The sequence below is a fragment of the Pannonibacter sp. CBAS1226 genome (genome assembly GCF_055685825.1).
Map to the genome: position 1 here is coordinate 1 of NZ_JBVOUO010000016.1, position 20191 is coordinate 20191.

General features: G+C 63.0%; 23 protein-coding genes. 7 read left to right on the forward strand and 16 right to left on the reverse strand.

Translation table 11 applies throughout. The features are described 5' to 3' along the window. Window positions 1-171 precede the first annotated feature (171 nt). On the forward strand, window positions 172-876 hold the full coding sequence (gene traR / locus AC0CMF_RS23785) for an autoinducer-binding transcriptional regulator TraR (RefSeq protein WP_097143042.1): 705 nt from the start codon (window positions 172-174) through the stop codon (window positions 874-876). Between the two features lie 3 nt (window positions 877-879). Here traR and AC0CMF_RS23790 read toward each other — a convergent pair whose 3' ends face one another. The 5 genes from AC0CMF_RS23790 to traA form a co-directional block, all read right to left on the reverse strand. Then, window positions 880-1188, reverse strand: coding sequence for a transcriptional repressor TraM (locus AC0CMF_RS23790; protein ID WP_097143041.1), 309 nt, complete (start codon window positions 1186-1188; stop codon window positions 880-882). Window positions 1189-1507: 319 nt separating this feature from the next. Continuing rightward, window positions 1508-2137, reverse strand: a complete 630-nt coding sequence (locus tag AC0CMF_RS23795; RefSeq protein ID WP_097143040.1) for a TraH family protein — start codon at window positions 2135-2137, stop codon at window positions 1508-1510. A gap of 13 nt (window positions 2138-2150) precedes the next feature. Then, entirely contained in the window at window positions 2151-3398 is a 1248-nt protein-coding gene (locus AC0CMF_RS23800) for a conjugal transfer protein TraB (protein ID WP_472482494.1), read from the reverse strand. After that, window positions 3319-3831, reverse strand: a complete 513-nt coding sequence (gene traF, locus AC0CMF_RS23805; RefSeq protein ID WP_472482495.1) for a conjugative transfer signal peptidase TraF — start codon at window positions 3829-3831, stop codon at window positions 3319-3321. Before traF ends, AC0CMF_RS23800 begins: the two co-directional genes overlap by 80 nt. Before the next feature lie 14 nt (window positions 3832-3845). Next, on the reverse strand, window positions 3846-7148 hold the full coding sequence (traA, locus tag AC0CMF_RS23810; protein ID WP_097143037.1) for a Ti-type conjugative transfer relaxase TraA: 3303 nt from the start codon (window positions 7146-7148) through the stop codon (window positions 3846-3848). 247 nt (window positions 7149-7395) lie between these two features. Here traA and traC point away from each other — a divergent pair, with 247 nt between their 5' ends. From traC to AC0CMF_RS23835, 5 genes are all read left to right on the forward strand, one after another. Next, on the forward strand, window positions 7396-7692 hold the full coding sequence (gene traC, locus AC0CMF_RS23815) for a conjugal transfer protein TraC (RefSeq protein ID WP_064334954.1): 297 nt from the start codon (window positions 7396-7398) through the stop codon (window positions 7690-7692). A gap of 4 nt (window positions 7693-7696) precedes the next feature. Then, entirely contained in the window at window positions 7697-7912 is a 216-nt protein-coding gene (gene traD / locus AC0CMF_RS23820) for a type IV conjugative transfer system coupling protein TraD (protein WP_176526930.1), read from the forward strand. Then, entirely contained in the window at window positions 7899-9827 is a 1929-nt protein-coding gene (gene traG / locus AC0CMF_RS23825; protein ID WP_097143051.1) for a Ti-type conjugative transfer system protein TraG, read from the forward strand. Before traD ends, traG begins: the two co-directional genes overlap by 14 nt. Before the next feature lie 248 nt (window positions 9828-10075). Continuing rightward, window positions 10076-10333 carry a WGR domain-containing protein gene (locus AC0CMF_RS23830; protein ID WP_064334951.1) on the forward strand — a complete coding sequence of 86 codons (258 nt, stop codon included), beginning with the start codon at window positions 10076-10078 and terminating at the stop codon, window positions 10331-10333. Window positions 10334-10473: 140 nt separating this feature from the next. Continuing rightward, a complete protein-coding gene (locus AC0CMF_RS23835; RefSeq protein WP_097143035.1) occupies window positions 10474-10752 on the forward strand; it encodes an HU family DNA-binding protein in 279 nt (92 codons plus the stop codon). Window positions 10753-10793: 41 nt separating this feature from the next. On the opposite strand, the gene AC0CMF_RS23840 is transcribed toward AC0CMF_RS23835, so the two are convergent. The 6 genes from AC0CMF_RS23840 to AC0CMF_RS23865 form a co-directional block, all read right to left on the reverse strand. After that, window positions 10794-10964 (reverse strand): hypothetical protein, encoded by a 171-nt coding sequence (locus AC0CMF_RS23840; protein ID WP_176526929.1) that lies wholly within the window; start codon window positions 10962-10964, stop codon window positions 10794-10796. A 303-nt stretch (window positions 10965-11267) separates the two neighbouring features. Next, window positions 11268-11585, reverse strand: a complete 318-nt coding sequence (locus AC0CMF_RS23845) for a DUF736 domain-containing protein (protein ID WP_064334949.1) — start codon at window positions 11583-11585, stop codon at window positions 11268-11270. 803 nt (window positions 11586-12388) lie between these two features. Further along, on the reverse strand, window positions 12389-12793 hold the full coding sequence (locus tag AC0CMF_RS23850) for a type II toxin-antitoxin system VapC family toxin (protein ID WP_097143033.1): 405 nt from the start codon (window positions 12791-12793) through the stop codon (window positions 12389-12391). After that, a complete protein-coding gene (locus AC0CMF_RS23855; RefSeq protein WP_097143032.1) occupies window positions 12793-13035 on the reverse strand; it encodes a type II toxin-antitoxin system VapB family antitoxin in 243 nt (80 codons plus the stop codon). The genes AC0CMF_RS23850 and AC0CMF_RS23855 overlap by 1 nt, the downstream gene beginning before the upstream one ends. A gap of 145 nt (window positions 13036-13180) precedes the next feature. Continuing rightward, window positions 13181-14107: an ArdC family protein gene (locus AC0CMF_RS23860; protein ID WP_097143031.1), complete on the reverse strand. Its 927-nt coding sequence runs from the start codon at window positions 14105-14107 to the stop codon at window positions 13181-13183. A 319-nt stretch (window positions 14108-14426) separates the two neighbouring features. Next, complete coding sequence (locus AC0CMF_RS23865; protein ID WP_097143030.1) at window positions 14427-15014, reverse strand: hypothetical protein; 588 nt, start codon at window positions 15012-15014, stop codon at window positions 14427-14429. A 529-nt stretch (window positions 15015-15543) separates the two neighbouring features. Between AC0CMF_RS23865 and AC0CMF_RS23870 the strand changes: the two genes are divergently transcribed. Continuing rightward, a complete protein-coding gene (locus AC0CMF_RS23870) occupies window positions 15544-15849 on the forward strand; it encodes an alkylphosphonate utilization protein (RefSeq protein ID WP_064334944.1) in 306 nt (101 codons plus the stop codon). 9 nt (window positions 15850-15858) lie between these two features. Here the strand turns inward: AC0CMF_RS23870 and AC0CMF_RS23875 are convergent, their stop codons facing one another. The 5 genes from AC0CMF_RS23875 to AC0CMF_RS23895 all read right to left on the reverse strand — a co-directional run bounded on the left by AC0CMF_RS23875 (window position 15859) and on the right by AC0CMF_RS23895 (window position 19745). Beyond that, complete coding sequence (locus AC0CMF_RS23875) at window positions 15859-16074, reverse strand: hypothetical protein (protein WP_084438770.1); 216 nt, start codon at window positions 16072-16074, stop codon at window positions 15859-15861. Beyond that, entirely contained in the window at window positions 16071-16445 is a 375-nt protein-coding gene (locus tag AC0CMF_RS23880) for a hypothetical protein (RefSeq protein ID WP_097143029.1), read from the reverse strand. The genes AC0CMF_RS23875 and AC0CMF_RS23880 overlap by 4 nt, the downstream gene beginning before the upstream one ends. Next, entirely contained in the window at window positions 16442-17329 is an 888-nt protein-coding gene (locus AC0CMF_RS23885; RefSeq protein ID WP_064334942.1) for a DUF7007 domain-containing protein, read from the reverse strand. The genes AC0CMF_RS23880 and AC0CMF_RS23885 overlap by 4 nt, the downstream gene beginning before the upstream one ends. Then, entirely contained in the window at window positions 17326-17799 is a 474-nt protein-coding gene (locus tag AC0CMF_RS23890; RefSeq protein ID WP_064334941.1) for a hypothetical protein, read from the reverse strand. Before AC0CMF_RS23890 ends, AC0CMF_RS23885 begins: the two co-directional genes overlap by 4 nt. 101 nt (window positions 17800-17900) lie before the next feature. After that, window positions 17901-19745, reverse strand: a complete 1845-nt coding sequence (locus AC0CMF_RS23895) for a ParB/RepB/Spo0J family partition protein (RefSeq protein ID WP_097143028.1) — start codon at window positions 19743-19745, stop codon at window positions 17901-17903. Window positions 19746-20191 lie beyond the last annotated feature (446 nt).

Consider the following 20191-nt stretch of genomic DNA (forward strand, 5'->3'; position numbering starts at 1 on the left):
TTTTGGTTCGTTTGGGAATCTTTGGGGTTCGTTTTACAATGTGCCAATCGGTGATAGAAGGCGTTAGAGTTCCATAATTATGCTTATGCAATCAAAGGTTGCATTGAAGAATGCCTACATATAAAGGGATCACATGATCTGTTCTAACTGACGATCCACAAGGAATTTTAAATGCGACACTGGCTGGACAAGCTGACCGACCTCGCCGCCATTCCTGGCGATGAAAGCATATTGAAGGACGCGCTAGCAAACTTTACCGAACATATCGGTTTTATAGGCTATGCCTATCTGAACATCCAGCCAGGACGCTCACTCGCAATCTCGAACTATCGTCGTGAGTTTCAATCCGACTACTTCGCGCGAGGCTATCTTGCGATAGACCCCGTCATTCGACGCGCCAAGTCCCTGAAGCGAGCCTTCACCTGGAGCATTAAGCAGGACAATCAACGACTGACCAAAGCTGAACGCTCGTTCTTTGCCCATGCAGCCGATTTCGGAATTCGCTCCGGCATCACGGTACCCGTCAGGGCCGCACATGGGTCCATGGCGATGTTTACGCTTGCCTCGGAGAAGTCGGCCATCGACCTGGACCGCGAGATCGACCCTGTCGAAGCTGCATCCGCAGTTGCGCAACTCCACGCCCGCATCAATTTTGCTGATTCGACCCCGAGTATCGAGGAGCCGATTGCTCTGGATCCCAAAGGGGCGGCCTATCTGAGTTGGATAGCTGTCGGGAAGACCATGGAGGAGGCAGCGGACCTTGAGGGCGTCAAATACAACAGCGTTCGAGTCAAAATCGCCGAAACGAAGAAGCGGTTTGACGTGCACACACTGACCCATCTCACTGCCGTCGCTATCCGCAGGAAGCTGATCTGAGCCTCAGTTCACCGACACTTTCGGAATATGACCAAGAATGGTGACCAGCGTGTTCACCACATACATCTGCGCATGCATCTCCATGCAGGACTGGATGTAAGTGAGGTGCTGCGCACCGCCCGCCTCCTTACCGGATTTGTAGGTGTCGGGCAGAGCCTGAAACAGCCGGTCTGCATCGTCGACCAGACGCCGATGGGTCCGGATAGCATCCACCGTCAAGCTCTCCAGGTCTGCCCTGGGCAGACCCTGCGTCAGCCCGTACACGGGACGCATTTCCAGTTTGTCTTCCGATGTCGGCGCGTCCGGTGTCATTCAATCCAATCTCCGGCTTGTCCGCGGTGCGCCCCCGCAAACGTTAATCCCTGATCCCAAGCCGGGGGTTGGAAACTGTGCTAGACAGTCCTGCGACCTTTAGTACCGAGGCACCTGGACATACGTCACAGGCCCCCGGCCACAATGGTCAGAGGATTCTGATGTCGAAACAGCCGACATCAACTGCTAGCAGGGGTTTCCACACCCCGAGGCAGCGCGTACTGCCCTGCCCGCCCTTATAGATGGCGGACGCTGAATTCGCCAGTGCAAACATGCACATGATCATGCTGTGGCATACTGACCTTCGCGAGCATCAATGTCATTTGGCACCGATCCCGGAGAGATCGACACGAATACCCGCCTTGTTGGGATCGTCGCTGTGGGCCGCGTCCTCAGAGGGCTTGCTCGCGTCCAATCCAGCAGAATCTGCTAACTCCTCGATAGCGTCGCTCGTGGGCTCGTCCCTACCACGTTCAGGGGCCTTCACCTCACCAGGGTCCTGCGCGCGAAATACGGCCACTCCCTCGAAATACCCCGTCTGCCAGGCGATGATCGCATCATCGAATACCTGTGGCAGCACTTCCTTCGCCGTCGGGTCGCCATACCATTTCATGACGATCCGGTAGACCTTGGCGAAGAGCGCCGAGCCCATGCGGAGATTTTCACAAGGATCGACCAGGTCCGGTTTCAGCGCTCCGGCCTCCATGATGCCAAGACCCGCCGGATATTGGGTGACGCCGACACGCACGATGTTGCGGCCGACATGCTGGCGGATCAGTTCCATCGCCTCGCCGGACGTGGCGGGCTTCGGCACCAGAACAATGCGGTTCCCGGATCGAACCGTGATCGCGAGTGGTTCCTGCGACCCCGCCCGCTCGATGAACTGTTCGACAATCGCGGGCTTTAAGCCCGGATCGGCGCATTGCTTGATGAGGGCAGCATCGACCATCTGGCGATCTCCATTATGTGTTGAAGGCCATGACGACGGGCAGGTCGAAGAGCTTAGCCCAGGCGGTCACGCTCGCCTTCTGGATAGCAACGATCGAGGTGCCTTCGGTCCACCAGCCGTTACCCGTTGCGACGATGACGCCAGGGGAATGCAGCATCGACTGCAGGACCGGCCAGAGGATGAGTTGCTCGTAGCAGATGAGCGGCGCAATCCTCGTTGTCCCAACCTCCACGACCGGGTTCGCGAACAGGTGCGCCTTGGCGCCGCCGCCCTGCCCTGTCCATCGCAACCATGGCTGCCACATGGAAACCGGAACCGGCATGCGCTCCTTGTAGAGGATGCCAGCGGCGCCGGAACCAACCGCCACTATGACGTTGTCGTAGCCTTGCGCATCGATGACGGCTGCGCCGGCGACGACCGTGAGGTCGAGCCCGTTCAACCCCTCCCGCCAAAGGCGAGCGACCGTCGGCGTCCAGAAGCCGAGCGCGCTCTCCGGAAAAACGACAACTTGCGCGCCCTTACTTGCGGATATGCGCGCTGTGGCGATCAGGCCACGGTGATGCTCGAGCGACCCGTCCCGGCCAAGGCTTCGTCCCAATTCAAGGTCTACGCCCATCCATCCTTCCGGTAGATTCGGCCCTGTCCACGTGGCAGTGGACCAGAGCCAGAAGCCTGCGAGGCCAATGGCGGCAGCCGACCAAAATCTCGTCACCATGACGAGCAAGCCGGCCGCAGCCGCAGCTAGGCCCCACCATCCCCATCCGGGAAACAGTACGCCGGCTGCGGTCAGCGGATGCGCCCATCCGCTGATGCCGAAGGGCGGCAGCCCCGTCAGCGCCGCAGCCACCAGATAGCGGAACGCCCTTCCTTTTCCCGGATGCCTTGTCAACGCGACCGCATGCACGGCGACGAAGGAGGCCGAGGCCGCCAGCCAAAGCAGAAGGCCGGGCCAGAGATCGGCAGCATAGAAGTTGGCGACGCCCTGCGGCAGACCGCGCGAGGCCGCCAGGAAATAGCCGGCCGACACGAGTGCCGCGACCCTGCGCGACGGCGACATCGCCCAAAGCGCCGGGAAGAGCATCGCAAGCGGAAGGGCGAGCACATTGCCGCTCCAGCCGAGTGGGCCGCAGGCAACGGATGCGAGGATGAGCAACACAGACCGCCAATGGTCAGAAATGTGGTCACGGATCAAAGGTGATGACCGGCCGGGCAAGGCCGAGAAGGCCGCTGTCGGGAACCGACCCGAAGTATCGGGAGTCATAGGAGCTCGCAAAAGAAGAGTAGAGATAGAGATGTCCTGATGGCACGATGCCACCAGGAAATGGCGTGATCGTCCTGTCCTCCCCGTCCGTCTTCCGGACGACAGATGCGGCAAGGGAACCGCCGTCGATCACGACGTGATCCGTGATTTCGACATGCTGTCCGGGAAGTGCTGCGATCATCTTGATCAGCGGCGCGAACCCACCGGCGCACAAGCCTCGTCGGAGATACCCTCGCCGTCGTGCCTCCTCGAATATTGCGGTCGGGGGCGGGCAGATGAAGACGAGATCTCCGGCCTCGAGCGGACGATCGAGTTTCTCGATACGCCAGAGCCCGACCGGTTCGCTCGGCGTCAGGTTCAACCTATAACCGCCGACGAACGCCGCTGTGATAAAGCAAGTGACAGCCACCATTGACGCGCTCAGCAGCATCATCGCGCCGCGCCGCCTCATTGCTTCACAACCGGAGTCTGGCGCTGCGCGAGACGCAATTCCTCTACCTGCCGCAGGGTCTCGGTCGTACGTTCATGGGCGGCGAGCTGCTGGGCCACGCGCATAATCGGCCAAGCTTCCTTCAGGCGTTCCTTCTCCTGTGGCTGCATTCCCTCGGAGAGCTTGTCGAAGAGTTTGCCCGATGGCTCACGTGCGGCATTGGTCAGCAGGGTGCGTTCGCCAAACCGTTGGGCCACAGCCTTGTTGAACTCGTCAATCTCCAGCTTCGTCTCGCGATTGCTCAGCGCATATGCAAGTGCGGCCGGCAGATCGTTCCTGTCGATCGCGTCGCGTACGCGCTCCAGCACGGCGCGCGCGGCCGGAGACAGCGCCGGTATGTCGATCGAGACACGCTGGCGCAGCGTGTTCTCTTCGGCTTCATGCCGTTGCACCGCGCTCTCGCGCATCTGCAGATAGCGTTCGAGGTCACGCCTGAGCGCCGGCACATTGATCTCGGCGATACGGCGCGCCTCGCGCTCCGCCTTGCTGGCGAGAATGCCGGTCTTGCCCCTGAGAGGACCGATCGACGCCGGCTCGGCCTCAAGCTTCTGAAGCGCCTGTCGCGCCATGTCCTTATCCGCCAGCACGGCGTCAAAGTTCATCGCCCGGAAGGCAGTTTCGGGATCTGCGAACACATAGCGGAACCGGATCGAAACCTCCTCCCAGTGCCTCTTCAATGCGGGATCAACGTCGAGCTTTTGCCCGACCGCGTCCGCAACGGAATTCTCGAACCGAGTTATGCCGGCGACCATGGGTTTCGACTCCTTAGCTGATTGGGTTGGCGGGGATTGCCGCAAGCCGAGCCGTTCGCCGAGAGCGCGAAGGCGGCTCGCGAGATCGGTGAGCTTGCTTTTCTGGCGCAGCGTCCAGTCGAGCCGGTCGCGCAGCAATGTTCGCGCCACCTGCAAGATGCGCAGCCCTCGGTTTTCGGCGAAGGCGAGCGCCTCGCGGTAGAGCGTACCGCGCTCGTAGTCGAGCGTCGTCTCCTTGGCGTTTCGCCGCGATAGGATCTTGGCCAGCCCGCCGTTCATCTCGAAGGAGCGGCGACCGAAATAGACCTGAAGGTCCTCTCGATGGCGCGTCATCGCGACATAGGTCAGGTGGCGATCCAGAGAAAGGGAAGCCAGTACCTTCACCCTATCGACGGTGGCGCCCTGGCTCTTGTGGATCGTGGTGGCATAACCGTGGTCGAGATTGTTGTAGAACCGCTGCTCGACCCTCACCTGCCGGCGCTGATCGCCCTCGCCCACCACCGCGACGATGCGGTTGGGCGCGGCCTCGATCACACGGCCGATCATCCCGTTCTTGACGTCGAGCGAACCCTCGTTCTTCAGGAAAACGATCTGGTCGCCGGCGTCGAACTGGCGGGTGCCGTCGGCGGTCCTGAAGACGTGTCCCTCTCCGACGATACCGCGCTCGACCAGCTTTGCGCGCGCCATCATGTTCAGCATGCGGACGTCGCGGCGCAGATGCGCCAGCATCAGCATCGACCTGGCGGGATCGTAGTCGTGGTTCCAGGCCGAGATGAGGCTCTCGACGGCTTCCGATTTCAGGTTTTCTCCAACGACATGACCGCGAGTGCGATAGGCCAGCAACCCCTGTTCGATGTTGCCGCGCGCGAGATCGAGCGAGGCATGCCGCATCCACTCCTCGCGCTGGCGGTAGATCGTCTCGAGCTCGGCGTAACCGATGCGATCGACGATGGCGCGGAAGGCAGCACCCGCCTCGATCGGCTGCAGTTGCTCGGGATCGCCGACGAGCACGATCTTCGCCCCCGCCCTGACGACGGCTTCGACGAATCCCGCCATCTGTTTCGAGGCGACCATGCCGGCCTCGTCCATGACGAAAACGGTCCTGGCATCGAGCGTGTCACGCCCCTGTTGCCACCGCAGCTCCCAGGAGGCGAGTGTGCGGGAGACGATGCCCGCCTCCTTCTCCAGTCCCTCGGCCGCCTTGCCGGCAAGGGCACCACCGACCACGCGATATCCGGCGAGTTCCCACGCCTCACGGGCCGCCTTCATCATGGTGGTCTTGCCAGCACCTGCGCGGCCGACCACGGCCGCGATGCGCGCGGAACCCGCAACATGCTCGATGGCAGTCCGCTGTTCTTCCGACAGACGCGAATGACGGGCGAAGGTGGCCTCCAGCACCTTGTCAGAGACGCCATGCGACGCGCTTGCCGCGAGCCAGCTCGATCGACGCGCCATCTCCGCCTCGAGCCGAATCAGCTCGCGCGTCGTGTAACGGGCCGGCACTCTTTCGCCGGTCGCGAAATCGATTGTGTCGCGCTGGAGACGCAGCACCTCCGGGCTCTGTATGATCCGAGCCAGAAGCTGCTGGAACACGGCCGGATCGTCGACATACCGGTTCAAAACCTTCGCGACATCCCGGCTGTCGAAGACGCTTTTCTCCCGCGTGATCAGGTCGAGCACGATCGCGGGATTGCGCAGAATACGGCGGGTATTTTCGCTGCGGCGTTTCTCGTTCAGCTCGATCCGTGCCAGCTCCGCCCGGACGCCTTGCCTCTCCGCCTTGCGCTCGATGGCCTTTGCCCCGACGCCGAGATGGATGGTCGGCTCAAGATCGATGCCCTGCTTCTCGTAGGAGCGGCCGTCGACGCGCAGCGAGATCCCGTTCAGCGCCAGGTGATGGTTGAGACGCTCGAACCAGGCGTCACGAAAAGCACTGAAGTCATCCGTCCCGCCGGCCCAGAGCTCGTAGACGATCTTTCCCGCCTTGTTGCGCAACGGTTGCCCGTCTTCGCCGAGAACCGGCATCTTCTTCGCGCCAAATCCGTCCTCGGTGAGCGGCCGCAATGTCGTCATCAGGTGGATATGCGGATTACCGGGGTTGTCATGATAGACCCAGTCCGCGACCATGCCCTTGGCGAGGATATGTTTCTCCACGAAATCCCGTATGAGCGCGATGTTCTGCTCGGGCGTCAGTTCCAGTGGCAGCGCGATGGTCAGGTCCTTGGCGAGTTGCGCATCGGAGCGCTTCTCGAAGGCCTCGACCTTGTTCCAGAAGGCTTCGGAGGCTCCCGGAATCGAGCGATCGGCTAACAGCATCCGCGCCCATTTCGGGGCGTCGACGGGCAAGACAAACTCCTCGTGCAGGAGCCCCTGTTTGCGGGTGTAGTCGATCGTGCGGGCCTCGCGCTCGTATTCCATCCTGGCGCAGTGCCGGTAGGCCGCCGACAGCACGGCGCTGCGGCCGTCGCCGCGGCTGACGATGCTGACGGAGAAGTGGGCAATGGCCACGGCGACAAAAGCTCCTGGTTCGAACCTCGTTCGTCGGAGCTGGCCAGGCCATTCAGAGCCCAACGCAAGGCGTCGCGTCAGCGACGTATAATTGCGCCCTTGGAACCGCTCCTTCGGAACGGCCGGGATCATCCTCCAAAGTGTAGGCCTTGCCGACGTGCAAATCTGCACATTTCCTTCCAAGGGCATCCGGAGGAGTTTTGGCGTCGCGCATGCAACGCCAAGACAGCCAGGGAGTGCCACCGGCATGAAGAAACCGTCATCGAAGATCAGGGAAGAAATCGCCAGGCTCCAGGAGCAGCTCAAAGCAGCAGAAACACGCGAGGCCGAGCGCATCGGCAGAATCGCGCTGAAGGCCGGTCTCGGCGAGATCGAGATCGAGGAAGCCGCACTTCAGGCGGCGTTCGAGGACATCGCCGGACGGTTTCGCGGAGGCAAGGGACAGACGACCGGAAAGAAGAATGCCGGCGACGGCAGGACCGGCGGCGACACGTCCACGGCGGTCGCGTCTGGCGCGGATGCGGGCGGCTCTGGCGAGGCTTGAGCGGATGCGGCGAACGACATCGACCGATGCCCGTAAGAAGGACACGCGCGAAAAAATCGAGCTGGGCGGCCTGATTGTGAAGGCCGGCCTGCGCTACGAAAAACGGGCGCTGCTGCTGGGGCTGCTGATCGATGCTGCCGGGCGTATCCGCGGTGACGAAACGGAGCGCTCGCGCCTGACCGCAATCGGTGCGGAGTCGTTTGGTCCTGACGGTGAATAGGCTCCTTCTTGCGACCCTGCCCGCGGCATTGATGATCACCACCATGTTGGCAATGCTGGGCATTGAGACCTGGCTCTCGGATTTCGGAGCATCGCCTCAGGCGAAACTGATGCTCGGGCGGATCGGTCTCGCCCTGCCCTACGCGGCCGCGGCCGCGATCGGCGTGATTGCCCTGTTCGCGACGGCGGGCGCGGCCAACATCAAGACTGCCGGTTTGAACGTATTGGCTGGTGCTTCCGTCGTCTGCATCGCAGCGATCGCACGCGAGGGGTGGCGGCTCCACGCTCTCGTCGATCGGGTGCCTCACGGCCAGTCGGTGTTCGCCTACACTGATCCATCGGCGATGCTTGGCGCATGCGCGGCCGTCTTCACAGGAATTTTCGCACTGCGCGTCGCGATCAGGGGGAACGGCGCCTTCGCGAAAGCAACGCCGCGGCGGATCGCGGGGAAGCGGGCCGTGCACGGCGAGGCCGACTGGATGAAGGTGGCTGACGCCGCCAGGCTGTTTCCCGATGCCGGCGGCATCGTGATCGGTGAACGCTACCGTGTCGACAAGGACAGCGTAGCGGCCATGCCGTTCCGGGCCGATGAGGCGCGGAGCTGGGGCGCCGGCGGCAAGTCTCCACTTTTGTGCTTCGACGGCTCGTTCGGTTCGTCGCACGGTATCGTCTTCGCCGGCTCGGGCGGCTTCAAGACGACATCCGTGACGATCCCGACCGCGCTCAAATGGGGCGGCGGCCTCGTCGTGCTCGACCCGTCGAGCGAGGTTGCGCCGATGGTTGTCGATCACCGGCGCAAGGCTGGACGCAACGTGATCGTGCTCGATCCCGCCACGCCCGCGATCGGTTTCAACGCGCTCGACTGGATCGGCCGTCACGGCAACACGAAGGAAGAGGATATTGTCGCGGTCGCGACCTGGATCATGACCGACAATGCGCGCACCGCGTCGGCCCGCGACGACTTCTTCCGGGCATCCGCCATGCAGCTCCTGACGGCGCTGATCGCCGACGTCTGCCTTTCCGGCCACACGGACGAGAAGGACCAGACGCTGCGCCGAGTCAGGGCCAATCTTTCCGAGCCGGAGCCGAAGCTGCGCGAGCGCCTGACGCGGATCTACGAGCAGTCGGAATCCGAGTTCGTGAAGGAGAACGTTGCCGTGTTCGTCAACATGACACCGGAGACGTTTTCCGGCGTCTACGCCAATGCGGTGAAGGAAACGCACTGGCTGTCCTATCCGAACTATGCGGCGCTCGTGTCAGGCGACAGTTTCTCGACCGATGATCTCGCGGAGGGCGGAGCGGACCTGTTCATCGCGCTCGACCTCAAGGTCCTGGAAGCCCATCCGGGACTGGCGCGCGTCGTCATCGGCTCGCTGCTCAACGCCATCTATAACCGCAATGGCAAGGTCAAGGGACGCACGCTCTTCCTGCTCGACGAGGTCGCGCGCCTCGGCTATCTGCGCATCCTCGAAACCGCGCGCGACGCCGGTCGCAAATACGGCATCACGCTCACCATGATCTTCCAGTCTATCGGCCAGATGCGCGAAGCCTATGGCGGCCGTGACGCGACCAGCAAATGGTTCGAGTCCGCGTCGTGGATCTCGTTCGCCGCGATCAATGATCCGGACACGGCCGACTACATCTCGAAACGCTGCGGCGACACGACGGTCGAGGTCGACCAGACAAACCATTCGACCGGGATGAAGGGATCGTCGCGATCGCGATCGAAGCAGCTCAGCCGTCGGCCACTGATCATGCCGCACGAAGTGCTGCGCATGCGCAGCGACGAACAGATCGTCTTCACATCAGGCAATCCGCCGCTCAGATGCGGTCGAGCCATCTGGTTCCGGCGCGACGACATGAAGGCCTGCGTCGGGCAGAACAGGTTCCATCGCGAAGAAGAGAGAGGTGGATGAGAGCCGCGCTCAAACGGGCTTTGTCTGATGCCGGCGTAAGCCGATCCGCGAGAGGATCGCAACCCGCATGGGACGAAACCGCTTGGCGGGTTCGGTGCGCTCCAGCGCATAGAGCCGTGCGGCAAAGCCGCCTCGCCCACGCCCCTCTTCCTCCGGAAGGGAAAACCATCAGCGAGATGAATCGATCACACCGCACCGATTCATGGAAGTCGTTGGACGCGGGCTCGCAAAGACGCGAGAATCCGGGCATGCAAAACGAGGAAACACGCCTGGTTCATCTTCACCGTATCGACGCTACACAGAATATGCGGCGCTTCTATATGCTCGCGATCCAGCCGACCCTGTTTGGTGGCGCCTCCGTCATCCGCAACTGGGGCCGGATCGGATCTAACGGTCAGACGATGATGGAAACCTTCGACTCTCAAGAAGATGCGGATACAGCGCTGTCGCGCCTCGAACGTACGAAACGAAAGCGGGGTTATCGCAACGTTCGCTGCGCCGAATGACACACCTTCAACATCCCGAGGCTGCTGTTTCCTGTGGTTTTCTCGCATCTGGCAACACTTCCAGCATTCGGACCTCTATCGGCGCCACACCTTCATCGTCATAGCTGAAGGACATCCACAAGCAGAGGAGACTGGCCTTCATGACCACCACCAACGAAATCGCCGACAAGATTGCCGCTGAGCAGAACCTGACCAAGGCACAGGCCAAGGCAATCGTCGAAAGCGTCTTCGGCCAGATCGCCGAGGCCGCAAAGGCTGGCGCGGAAACATCGATTCCCTCCTTCGGCAAGTTCAAGGTCAAGGAGACCCCGGAGCGCGATGGCCGCAATCCCGCAACCGGTGCAACGATCAAAATCGCTGCTTCGAAGAAGCTGACGTTCACGCCGGGCAAGGCGGTCAAGGACGCACTAAACGGCTGAGACGAGTGGGCTGCTGAGATCGGCAGCACTATGGAAGTCTCCTAGAAAGGAGGCTCCCCGCCGATGCGGCCGTCCTGCTCGGGCTCGATGACGGCAAGCTCGGCCAGCGCCATCTCCAGCTCCGCGGCAATCTGGCGGCGCTCGCTCGCGTCCAGAACGGCCCTGAGTTCAGCTTTCAATTCCTCGATTTGCATTTCGAGAGAAATCGTCATCGTCGTCTCCTTGACGTTTGTGAAAGACGACGCCGCGCGTCATGGCGGAGCGGAGGAGTCCAGGAGCGCGGAACGCGACCGGCGGAGCCGGCGAGTGGGGGAGCCGAAATGCGCCAGCATTTTGGGGGTACCGCTCGTGCTGGACGCCTTCGGTCCGCCATGGCATCCTCGGGCGCTCTGAGCAGACCCCCACCTCTCCGTATCACACCCGAAAAGCCGGAAGCGGGCTCGACGCCCGCGACCGGCTTCCTCTTGCGCAAGGAGAAGAGCCCCGCCATTTGGCGGAGCCCCTCGGGGTGGGGATCAGGCCTCCCGCTTCGGGCGGTTCCAGATGAGGGCGTATTCCCCTTCCTTCTCGCTCGGCCAAAGGGCCGCGGTGATCGGGGCGTTGAAGCTCGGGTCGTCCAGCTTGACCGAGATGTATTCCTCGCCGTCGTTGGAGACCGCCTTCCAGCCCGCGCCGACCTCGACGCCGTTGCCGGCGGTGATGCGGAAGTCCGGGGCGTCGCGCGAGACGCGCTCGATGGGGTTCAGGCGGGCCTTCATGCTGACCGTGAGCGTGCGGACGTTGCCGATGATCGAGTTGTTGCCGTTGGTGGTGAATTCGCCGATGACTGCCATTGTCGTGATCCTTTTCGGTTTGTTCGGGCCGCACCTGTCGCGGCCTCGATGGCGGTGTAAGGACCGGGGGCGATCGACACTGCACCCTCTGGGCCGAAACGAAGTGGAGGGCGGCCGGGAGCGGCTTTCTTGGACCGCGAGGAATGCGAACGCAGTTCGCAGGGGAAGAAAGTTGCGGATGGCCGTTGCGGGATGGCGATCGAGACGAAGTCGTCCTTCGGTCACACCAGATTCATCGAGGTCTGCGCGGGTGCGCCCCGCTTCAATCGGGAAGGAACCCGGCTTAAGGCCCGGAGTTCATCGGCGATCCCCGACGGCGACCGCGGTGATGGCACCGCTCTCTCACGATGGCTCCCGTCTGCACAGCCCGCCGTGTCAGTCGATCCCTCACCGACGCCCCATCCGCGTCATCTCACCGGCGAACGCGCTGACCGGCACCGATCGCATGGCGGCTCTTGCATCGGCCGCGTATTCTCGGACAAGCCGGCGACCGAGGTCTCACCGCACCTCCCTGGAGGCCGGTCGAGAAGAAAGGATGGGAGCGCTTCGAAACCAACAGGCTCGCGGCGTGCCTATATCGACCACACCTGATCCGCCGTCGCGCGGCGGGGCTCGTTCCGCGTGCCTGCCGACTGCGCCCGCTCGATCAGAGGGGCCTACACGTGATGATCGCCGACACTGCACGCGCCGTTAGACGTCGCTCGGCGAAATGAGCTTCGGCCCTCTCGTCGGGAGTGTCTGGCCGGGAATCTTCCAGGGCCTCCTGCACCTTCGCCCGGAACCAGCCGCCCTGGCTGGCCGCATCAGGGCACGGTTTCGATGTCTGTCTGTCTGAACTCATCTGCCGTCGCCAGAATGGGCACGTTGTAATATTTGGCGCATGCGTAATGCAGGCAGTCGCCGAGATTGAGGCCCCGGCGGCCTGCGCGATAACGATGCGCGGCGGAAAGCGCGATCCGGGTCGTCGCGTCCGCAGGCGGAAGATCGCGGATTTCGATCCCGCGCTCATCGAGGAACTCGATGACGATCGGTTCCACCTCCGCCACGGCGAGGCCGAACTTGTCGGGGCGGGCAAGGCCGAGCACCGCCTGAAGCACGGCAACGGGGGATGTGAAGGCGGCATTCGCGGACGCGATCGCATTGGAGACACGCTCCGCTTCCGGCTCGTCGGAGAGCAGCGCGATGATGGCGCAGGCATCGACGAACATCAGCTTTCCCACAATTCGTCATAGGCTTCGCGCGGAAGCGGCTGTCTCTGAGCCTCATCGAGTTTGATGCCATGTTGTTCGCGGAGGCGGGCAGCGGTTTGCAGCGGCGTCTCCTGGTGACGGCGGCGTTCGATCGCCTCTTTCATGGCAATCACGATGGCGTCGGTAATGCTGACGCCAGCCATATGCGCGAACTTGCGCGTGAGCGCGTCCGCTTCAGGATTGTTGACGTTGATCGGCATGGGTCACTCCATGTAGATAAATTCAGGAAGTAATGTAGATCGCCTCGCCCATATCTGCAAGGTTTCTCCAACGGGTGACACGAAGGTCGCGCGGCCGACGGGGAAGGCGTCTCGCCCTCCCCGTCGATCTCCGAGGCGGAAAGCATCAGGCGGCCTGCCGCCCGGTCTCCGCATTCGGCTGGAGGTCATGAAGATAGGCGACAGCGCGTTGCGCATGTGCGGCCGCCTGGAAGATTGCCCGGCGGTCACCGTCGAGCAGCTTCAACCACGAGGCCACATAGCTCGCGTGATCCGGCCGCGGCTCCAGTTCCGGGACGATCCCGAGATCGGCGCAGAGGAAACATGCCCCTATGTCGGCACAAAGCTCTTCGCGCGCGCGATCCGTGCGATCCTTATGGTAGCGGCTGAGATCTCTGTTCAGCCTATGGCTTGCGCCGACCCAGTGGGTGACCTCGTGTCCGAGGACGGCGTAGTAACTCTCGGCATCCCGGAACGTCTCGAAACCCGGCATCTGAATGCTATCGCTGGATGGCTGATAGAAGGCCTGTGACCCACCATGCCGGATCACCGCGCCGGTATTGGCGAAGAAACGATCTGCGTGCTCAATGCGCTCGAGCGGCTCTCCGACGGGTTCAGAGCGGCGATAGTAGTGACCCGGAAGCTCCTCGATTTGATCGCAATTGAACACCGTGTACGCCTTGAGGAACGGAATGTCGCGCTCGACTTCACCGCCGCCGGCATCCTTTTCTGTCTTCGTGAAGCGGCTGGCATAGACCACGGTTGCGCCGCTTTCGCCCTTGCGCACATGGGCGCCGAGTTCGTTCGCCTGGCGCAGCGTCATCCAAGTCGCCGACATGAACCCGCTGGCGATACTCTCGGACCAGAGCAGGAGGACATTCAGCCCCGTATATGGCTGTCCGTTGTGGCGCAGCGGCCGGGTGATCCGGCCCGACATGTTGCCGGCACTCCACGGCTGCACCCACGGGCGCACCCCCTTCTCCAGATCAGCGATGATCCGCTCCGTGATCCGTGCATAGATGTCAATCCTCGCGCTTTCTGATTTCCTGCTCATTCTTCTGACCTCCGTGTGCGGCCGCGCCCATCGCGGCCCGTCGCGGAGGGCCGATGGCAGGAGCAGTCAGGCGGCATGCGCACCGGAACGGCCGGAACGAAGAGAAGGACGGCGTAGCCGTTGCGCCTGTCGTCGGCTCCTGCAGGACCGACAGAAGGGACGGGCCGCGATGGCGGCTTTCTCTTGCCCCGATTTCTTTCTCTCTCACCTCTCCTGATGCGACTTCGCCGCGACGTAGAAACACGGAAAGCCGCCCCGCGAGGAGACGGCTTCTTCCTGGATACGATGAAGGCGGAGCCGAAGCCCCGCCAGGTCGGCCTCAATCGAAGGCCGACATCTGCGCCGCGGCCGCTTTGCGGTCGAGGGACTGGCCCGGATTGTCGACAGGCCGGTCGAAGGGCTTCCATGCCTCGCCGACGATTTGTTCGTAGGCGGCGACGGCACCTTCGGCGGCCATCCGGAGCGCGTGCGCCTGAACGCCCATGTCGGCCGCGAACTCGCGCTTGCGCTGGGCGGCACTGTCATAGCCGACAGGACCGTCGAGATCCTCGTCGCGCGCTTCGGCGGCCCCCTTGGCGGTGGCGTCACGCGCCTCAGTGACGGCGCGCGAGTAGAACTGGCCGGCGCCATGAGCGGATCCGACATAAGCGCCGACGATGCGCTGCAGATGGATCTGCATCGCCCGTTCGCTTAAGCCCTCGGAAAGGCCCGTGGCGGTCTCGACGATCAGGCGCTCATGCATGTCGCGGATGCCGTCGCTGTCGAGAATGGCGGTCCCGAAGCTCTCGGCGATCCGGAGCGCCTGCGTTTCATCGGGGCATGTCAGGCGGACCATTTCGATGGTGGCGCCCTTGCGGAGCTGGAGGACGCGGGCGGATTGGCGGGACTGGGTTGCGGGCTTTGCCATGATGGTTTCCTTTTTCGGTTTTCCCGAAGCGGTTCCGGCCCCTTGGCCGTTCTGCCCTTCGGTGCGGTCAAGAGGAGCCGGCGCAAGCCGGGCGTTTCAGGGTCCGGTCAGGCCAGATCGAGCGGAGCCGGTGCGCGGGCAAGCGGGTCTTTGAGACCTGCGAGGCCCGCGTTCCTGCTCTGCGACAAGCGGCATGACCGGCCGCCCCGCGGCGCGACAGCGGCCTTGAAACGACCGGCAGCCGGTTCAGACCGCAACGAAAGCGAAGGGCAGATCGGCAAAGGGATAGACATCGGATGCCAGAGCCGAAGAGGAAATCAGGCAAGGCGCGCGCCAAACCAGTTCCCATCTGCCGGAAGAGCTTCGATCACCAGGTTCGGAGTGCTTTGCCGCCCTCCTGATGTCCGCTGGTCTGCGAGGCGCTCTCGATGGGAAAGCGGCGGCGGTTTGCTCTCGGCGGCTTTCCGCGATAGATGCGCTCCTGACATGCGGGGCCGTTGCAAGGTCTCCTACGGAAGGGGCACAACAGATGAGCGACCAGAGCAACGACGATTACGTCTATGACGAAGCAACCGGGGAATGGCGGCCGGCCTCCGAACTTGCCGCGGAGAAGGCGAAGGCAGCCGAAGTCCGCGATGCCTCCGGCAATGTTCTCGCCGACGGCGACTCCGTCGTGCTGATCAAGGACCTGAAGGTCAAGGGCGCCGGCCAGACGCTGAAGCAGGGCACCGTCATCAGGTCGATCCGGCTCACCGATAATCCGGAAGAGATCGATTGCCGCCACGACGCGATCAAGGGGCTGGTCCTGCGCACGGAATTCGTGCGCAAGCGTTGACGGGGTGCGCTACCGTTTGGGCAAGCGGTAACGATCAAGCCAGGTGGGGCCGTGCGTGTTGCGAAGTCGGCGCAATATCCCGACATCGTCATGGGGCGCTTCGCCCATCCAGGCGTGGTTCAGGATGCGCTTCCACGAGCGGCCGTGTCTGGCGGCATAATCCTGAAGGGCATTCACCTCTTCCTCGGTCAGAGGTGGAAGCGGCTCGGCGTCAACGCGCCTCATGGCGCGCTCCTCTCACGACGGTGGTGACGACATTCTCGTTCCGGGCCCCGGGCGGAAGCATTGAATTCCGGTCGCGCCTGGAAAGCGGCGATGGCCGCCTCCTGGCGCGTGAGCTTGCGGGCAAGAGCATCGATCTCCGGCTGCCGTTCCGCGGTGATCGCCGCCAGACTGGAGCGATAGCGGGCGAGGAAGGCTTCCGGCGCGGGCGGTTTACCCCGCCGGTATCCGCTTCGGCGCCGCCCGAGCGACGGGACGAGAGCCGTCATCTTGGCGGTAATCTGCCGGTCGATCATGTCGAGCTGGCGTTGAGTCTGGCGGCGGGCCTCTTCCATCCGGAAAAGCAACGCCTGACGTTCCGGGGACCGGGTCATGATGTCTCCCTCCCCTGCCAGACGACAAAGCTCGACGGCCCGTCATAGGACCGATGACGATCGACATCGATGACGAAACCGAAACGGCCCGGTTCGTATTCGGCAGACGGCACGAGAAAACGTCGTTCCCCGGTATTGTGCTCCCGCTTCCCGCCGCGCGTGGCGATCACTTCGGTCATGCCGGGATGATGATCAGAGCGAAGGGCGGAGATGACGATCCAGTCACCGGCATGGGCCGCCTCGAAAGCGCGACGGTCCTTCACATGAGATTCACCGGGCGCCAGGGTCGTGCCGAAGATGGTTTCCCAGGCGTCGGGCCACCAATCCTTGATCGACCGTTCCGCGCAGCGGCGTTCGAACGCGGTGAACAGGAAGGGGAAGGTGATCGCGACGATCGCCCAAGCGGAGTCCTCCTCATAGAAGCCGTCTTTCGACCGCAGCAGCGGGTGAACCTTTCGGTTGCGCTCAGCCGAGAGCTTGAAGCCGCCGTGCCCGGCGGTGGAATGGCACTCGACGCCCTCCGCATAGACGATCGTGCGCTGCGACATTCCCCAGGGCGTATGGACACGGGTGAAGATCTCGCAGCGGCCAAGTGCCTGCCGTTCGCGTTGATGTTCGGCGTTCTCGATTACGCGTGCACGAAACGCCGCCTCGTCGGCGAGTTCGCCGGAATGACCGTAGAAGTCGGATCGCCGCCACTCGGCGAACGGCCGGGCGATCTTCCAGCCAGTGGCAAGATAGTGCCGGCCTTCACGGCTAGGCAACATCGCGAACGCCGTGTCGTGCAAGCGGGCGACCGGAAACCCGTCGGCGGATCGCCCAAAAGAGACCTCCGGATATCGGGAGGTATCATTGGCTTCGGTCATGACAGGGCTGGTGTTCATGCTGCCGCCCTCCCTTCCACGACGGCGGCTGCGACCTCATCCGCAGTGACGACCTCCAGCACGGCATGAGGATAACCATGTCGGGACAGCCATTCCTCTGCGACTTGGCGGTTCGCTGCGAGATGGACGAGCTCGGCATTGTCGCCGGCGCGGTCGAAGACCCGGCAACTGCCGATGGCAGGCCGTTCGACGATCGTGAACGTCAGACTTGTTTCCAGCGAAAAGCTGCGGTGGACGCGGATGGCGATGACGCCACCAGCGCCGTGGTCGGCCTCATGAAGCGTAAAATTAGCTGGCAGGATGATGTTGCCGGCGGCTCGTTCGTCCTGCTTGCGGATCAACCGGCCGCTGCTGTTATTGCTCTGCCATGCAGACAGCTTCCTGCGATGGCGTTCGGGTGGCTGCGGCGTGCCATCCGACCAGGCGATGAAGGAGCCGATGGGTGCCATAAATGCGATATGCGCTGACATGCAAGTTCTCCCTGAGTTTCGAGGGGTTGCGAAAACGAAACCGCCGCCGATGGAGATCACCGGCGGCGGAACATCATTCGGAAGGAAAGTGGGGCGTGCGGCTATTCCGCCGCGACGCGATAGGCGGCCTGCTCATCGTCGGGATCGGTTGTCGCCGGAGCATCGTCGAAGGTGTCGGGCAGATCGTCCCCGCCTTCGAACGGACCGAGACCGTCACCTTCAGCGGCGGGGCGGCCACCGCCCGGAGCGCCTTCACCAGTATCTCCACCCGTCTCCGTATCGACCGCGGCGCCCTCAACGGGCGCGTCGAGGCCATCCTCTGCGGCGTCAACCTGGGCTTCCTCGTCGTCGAGGGTGTCGGCATGCTTGATCAGATCGGCGACATCATTCGGATCGGGCGCGAAAAGCGCCAACGAATGAACGAAATGACCTTCCTTGAAGTGGTCGACCAGGGCCGCACGGGTTTCCCGCACCTTCTGGCGGGGGAGCACATTGGCCTCCTTCGCCGCCGCTTCCAGTGCCTGCCGCGACAGGCACAACAGGAAATCTTCCGAGCCCATGTTCGTGAGATACCCGTCGGCGCCGATGGCTTCACCGGCGATGCGGGAAACGACACCGCTGTTCGACATGCCGCGCCTGCACGACAGGACGTCGATCAACATGGAGCGGGCGGCGACGCGCACCGTCTCCGTATCGAAGGCGAGCTTTCCGTCCTGGGAAAACAGACGTGCGGCATGGCGCCGGAAACGCTTCGGTCCGAACACGGCGTCGTTGGAGCCAGAGTCGACGCGGACATTCTGGCCGGCAAAAGCGAGAACGAGCAAGGCCATGAGCATGTCGTCCTCGATCGGCGCGCGGCCGAGCGCCTCGTGCAGGGCGTCGGTGCGGAAAGCACCGATCATGTCATGGCCCTTCTGCGTGACGTCGGGACGCGGCTTCGGCGTGTCGATGATCCTGCCGTCATGGACATCGCCCTGCCCGCCTGTCGCGGAGACGCCGGACTTGCCCTTCGCTTGCCTGTCCTCCGGCATGCGGAAAGCAACTGACTGCACCTTGCCGTCGCGGTCGAGATACATGGCCACATGGTCGGACTTCGAAGGCTTGCCGTAAACGCGTTCGGCCTTCTTCGGCAGTTCCGGTTGACCCCAGTTGTTGACCTCGACGATCGAGCCCTTCTTCGGAAGGTTGTTGGTCATCCATTCCTGCTGGGCGCCAAGGAAAGCCTCGACATTGGTGGTATAGCGCGTGTCTTCGTCAGCCGGCGAAAACAGGTCCTCTACCCACTCGATGCCGTAGGCGGCGGCGAGATCGTCACCGAAGCTCGCATCCTTCGCATACATGCGCGTCTTCGAGAGCGCCCGGGAGATATTGTACCAGTCCGCCCGCTCGTTCTTCTTCGGCTTGTGCGCCTTCCACACCTCTTTCTGTTCGTCGAGCGAGGCTGCGGCGATGGTGCGGAGCTGCTGCTCGTTCGGCATGTCACCGAGCGCCATATGGTCGAGCATGGCCGGCAGCACATTGGCGAGTAGCCTGAGTTTCCTGATCTGGCGAACCGGCAGGGCGAGCGCAACGCCGATCCCTTCCTCCGTCCAGCCCAGCGCAACGAGCCGTTCTATGCCGCGCCACTGGTCCACCCCGTTGAGAGGTTCTCTCGCGATGTTCTCGACCATCGAACGCATGGCACCGTTATCGTTGGCCGCCTCGCGGACGATCACCTCGATTTCCTCGAGGCCGGCGACGATCGCCTGCCGGACACGGCGATGGCCAGCCTGGATGATATAGCCGTTCCCACCATCCGTCTGCGGCGATACGATGGGCGGCTGGATGATGCCGACCGCCTTCACCGTCGCCAGAAGCAGTGCGTCGGCCTGCGGCGACGATTTGGAACGGCGCGCGTCGTCGGGATTGTCCTTCAGCGCGCGGGGATCGAGTTTGAGGATCTGCATGGGATTTGCTCCTTCCGGGGTTTCGGAACCGGCACATCGCCGGCTCTTGTCCGCCTTCAGTTCTTTCCGAAGACATCTCCCGGACCGCAGGGCGGGCAGACCGGCGCAACTGCGCCCGAGCGGCCCTGCCGGTCAGGGCGAGCGGGGCGAAGCCTTGCGAGAACGACCGGCAGGGATGAGGAGGGGGCGGTTGAGCGCCAGCGGCGACGGGTCGACCGGTCTGCGAAAGGGTTTTCTCCTTGCTTTCCTCCTCTTACTTTTTCAGACGGGTGAGGGAAACGCGAGGCAGCACGGACAATCGAAGGCGCCTGCAGGTTCTGCCTGGCCCATGGTGTAGGGATTTATCCCCTCTCGGATTCGTCGTTGATATCCGTCTCCATGCCGGGCATGGTGGCCGATAAAGAGCGGACATCCTTAGCTGTGACCGTGCTGTCCTTGCACTCCAC

Bases quoted from the DNA above. Each gene is read 5' to 3' on its own strand.
- AC0CMF_RS23890 (WP_064334941.1), bottom strand. From the start codon at position 17,799: ATGTCAGCGCATATCGCATTTATGGCACCCATCGGCTCCTTCATCGCC.
- AC0CMF_RS23875 (WP_084438770.1), bottom strand. From the start codon at position 16,074: ATGAGGCGCGTTGACGCCGAGCCGCTTCCACCTCTGACCGAGGAAGAG.
- AC0CMF_RS23835 (WP_097143035.1), top strand. From the start codon at position 10,474: ATGACCACCACCAACGAAATCGCCGACAAGATTGCCGCTGAGCAGAAC.
- traC (WP_064334954.1), top strand. From the start codon at position 7,396: ATGAAGAAACCGTCATCGAAGATCAGGGAAGAAATCGCCAGGCTCCAG.
- AC0CMF_RS23845 (WP_064334949.1), bottom strand. From the start codon at position 11,585: ATGGCAGTCATCGGCGAATTCACCACCAACGGCAACAACTCGATCATC.
- AC0CMF_RS23855 (WP_097143032.1), bottom strand. From the start codon at position 13,035: ATGCCGATCAACGTCAACAATCCTGAAGCGGACGCGCTCACGCGCAAG.
- AC0CMF_RS23830 (WP_064334951.1), top strand. From the start codon at position 10,076: ATGCAAAACGAGGAAACACGCCTGGTTCATCTTCACCGTATCGACGCT.
- AC0CMF_RS23895 (WP_097143028.1), bottom strand. From the start codon at position 19,745: ATGCAGATCCTCAAACTCGATCCCCGCGCGCTGAAGGACAATCCCGAC.
- AC0CMF_RS23790 (WP_097143041.1), bottom strand. From the start codon at position 1,188: ATGACACCGGACGCGCCGACATCGGAAGACAAACTGGAAATGCGTCCC.
- AC0CMF_RS23840 (WP_176526929.1), bottom strand. From the start codon at position 10,964: ATGACGATTTCTCTCGAAATGCAAATCGAGGAATTGAAAGCTGAACTC.
- AC0CMF_RS23885 (WP_064334942.1), bottom strand. From the start codon at position 17,329: ATGAACACCAGCCCTGTCATGACCGAAGCCAATGATACCTCCCGATAT.
- AC0CMF_RS23800 (WP_472482494.1), bottom strand. From the start codon at position 3,398: ATGACTCCCGATACTTCGGGTCGGTTCCCGACAGCGGCCTTCTCGGCC.
- AC0CMF_RS23850 (WP_097143033.1), bottom strand. From the start codon at position 12,793: ATGTTCGTCGATGCCTGCGCCATCATCGCGCTGCTCTCCGACGAGCCG.
- AC0CMF_RS23880 (WP_097143029.1), bottom strand. From the start codon at position 16,445: ATGACCCGGTCCCCGGAACGTCAGGCGTTGCTTTTCCGGATGGAAGAG.
- AC0CMF_RS23795 (WP_097143040.1), bottom strand. From the start codon at position 2,137: ATGGTCGATGCTGCCCTCATCAAGCAATGCGCCGATCCGGGCTTAAAG.
- traF (WP_472482495.1), bottom strand. From the start codon at position 3,831: ATGATGCTGCTGAGCGCGTCAATGGTGGCTGTCACTTGCTTTATCACA.
- traR (WP_097143042.1), top strand. From the start codon at position 172: ATGCGACACTGGCTGGACAAGCTGACCGACCTCGCCGCCATTCCTGGC.
- AC0CMF_RS23870 (WP_064334944.1), top strand. From the start codon at position 15,544: ATGAGCGACCAGAGCAACGACGATTACGTCTATGACGAAGCAACCGGG.
- traD (WP_176526930.1), top strand. From the start codon at position 7,697: ATGCGGCGAACGACATCGACCGATGCCCGTAAGAAGGACACGCGCGAA.
- AC0CMF_RS23865 (WP_097143030.1), bottom strand. From the start codon at position 15,014: ATGGCAAAGCCCGCAACCCAGTCCCGCCAATCCGCCCGCGTCCTCCAG.
- AC0CMF_RS23860 (WP_097143031.1), bottom strand. From the start codon at position 14,107: ATGAGCAGGAAATCAGAAAGCGCGAGGATTGACATCTATGCACGGATC.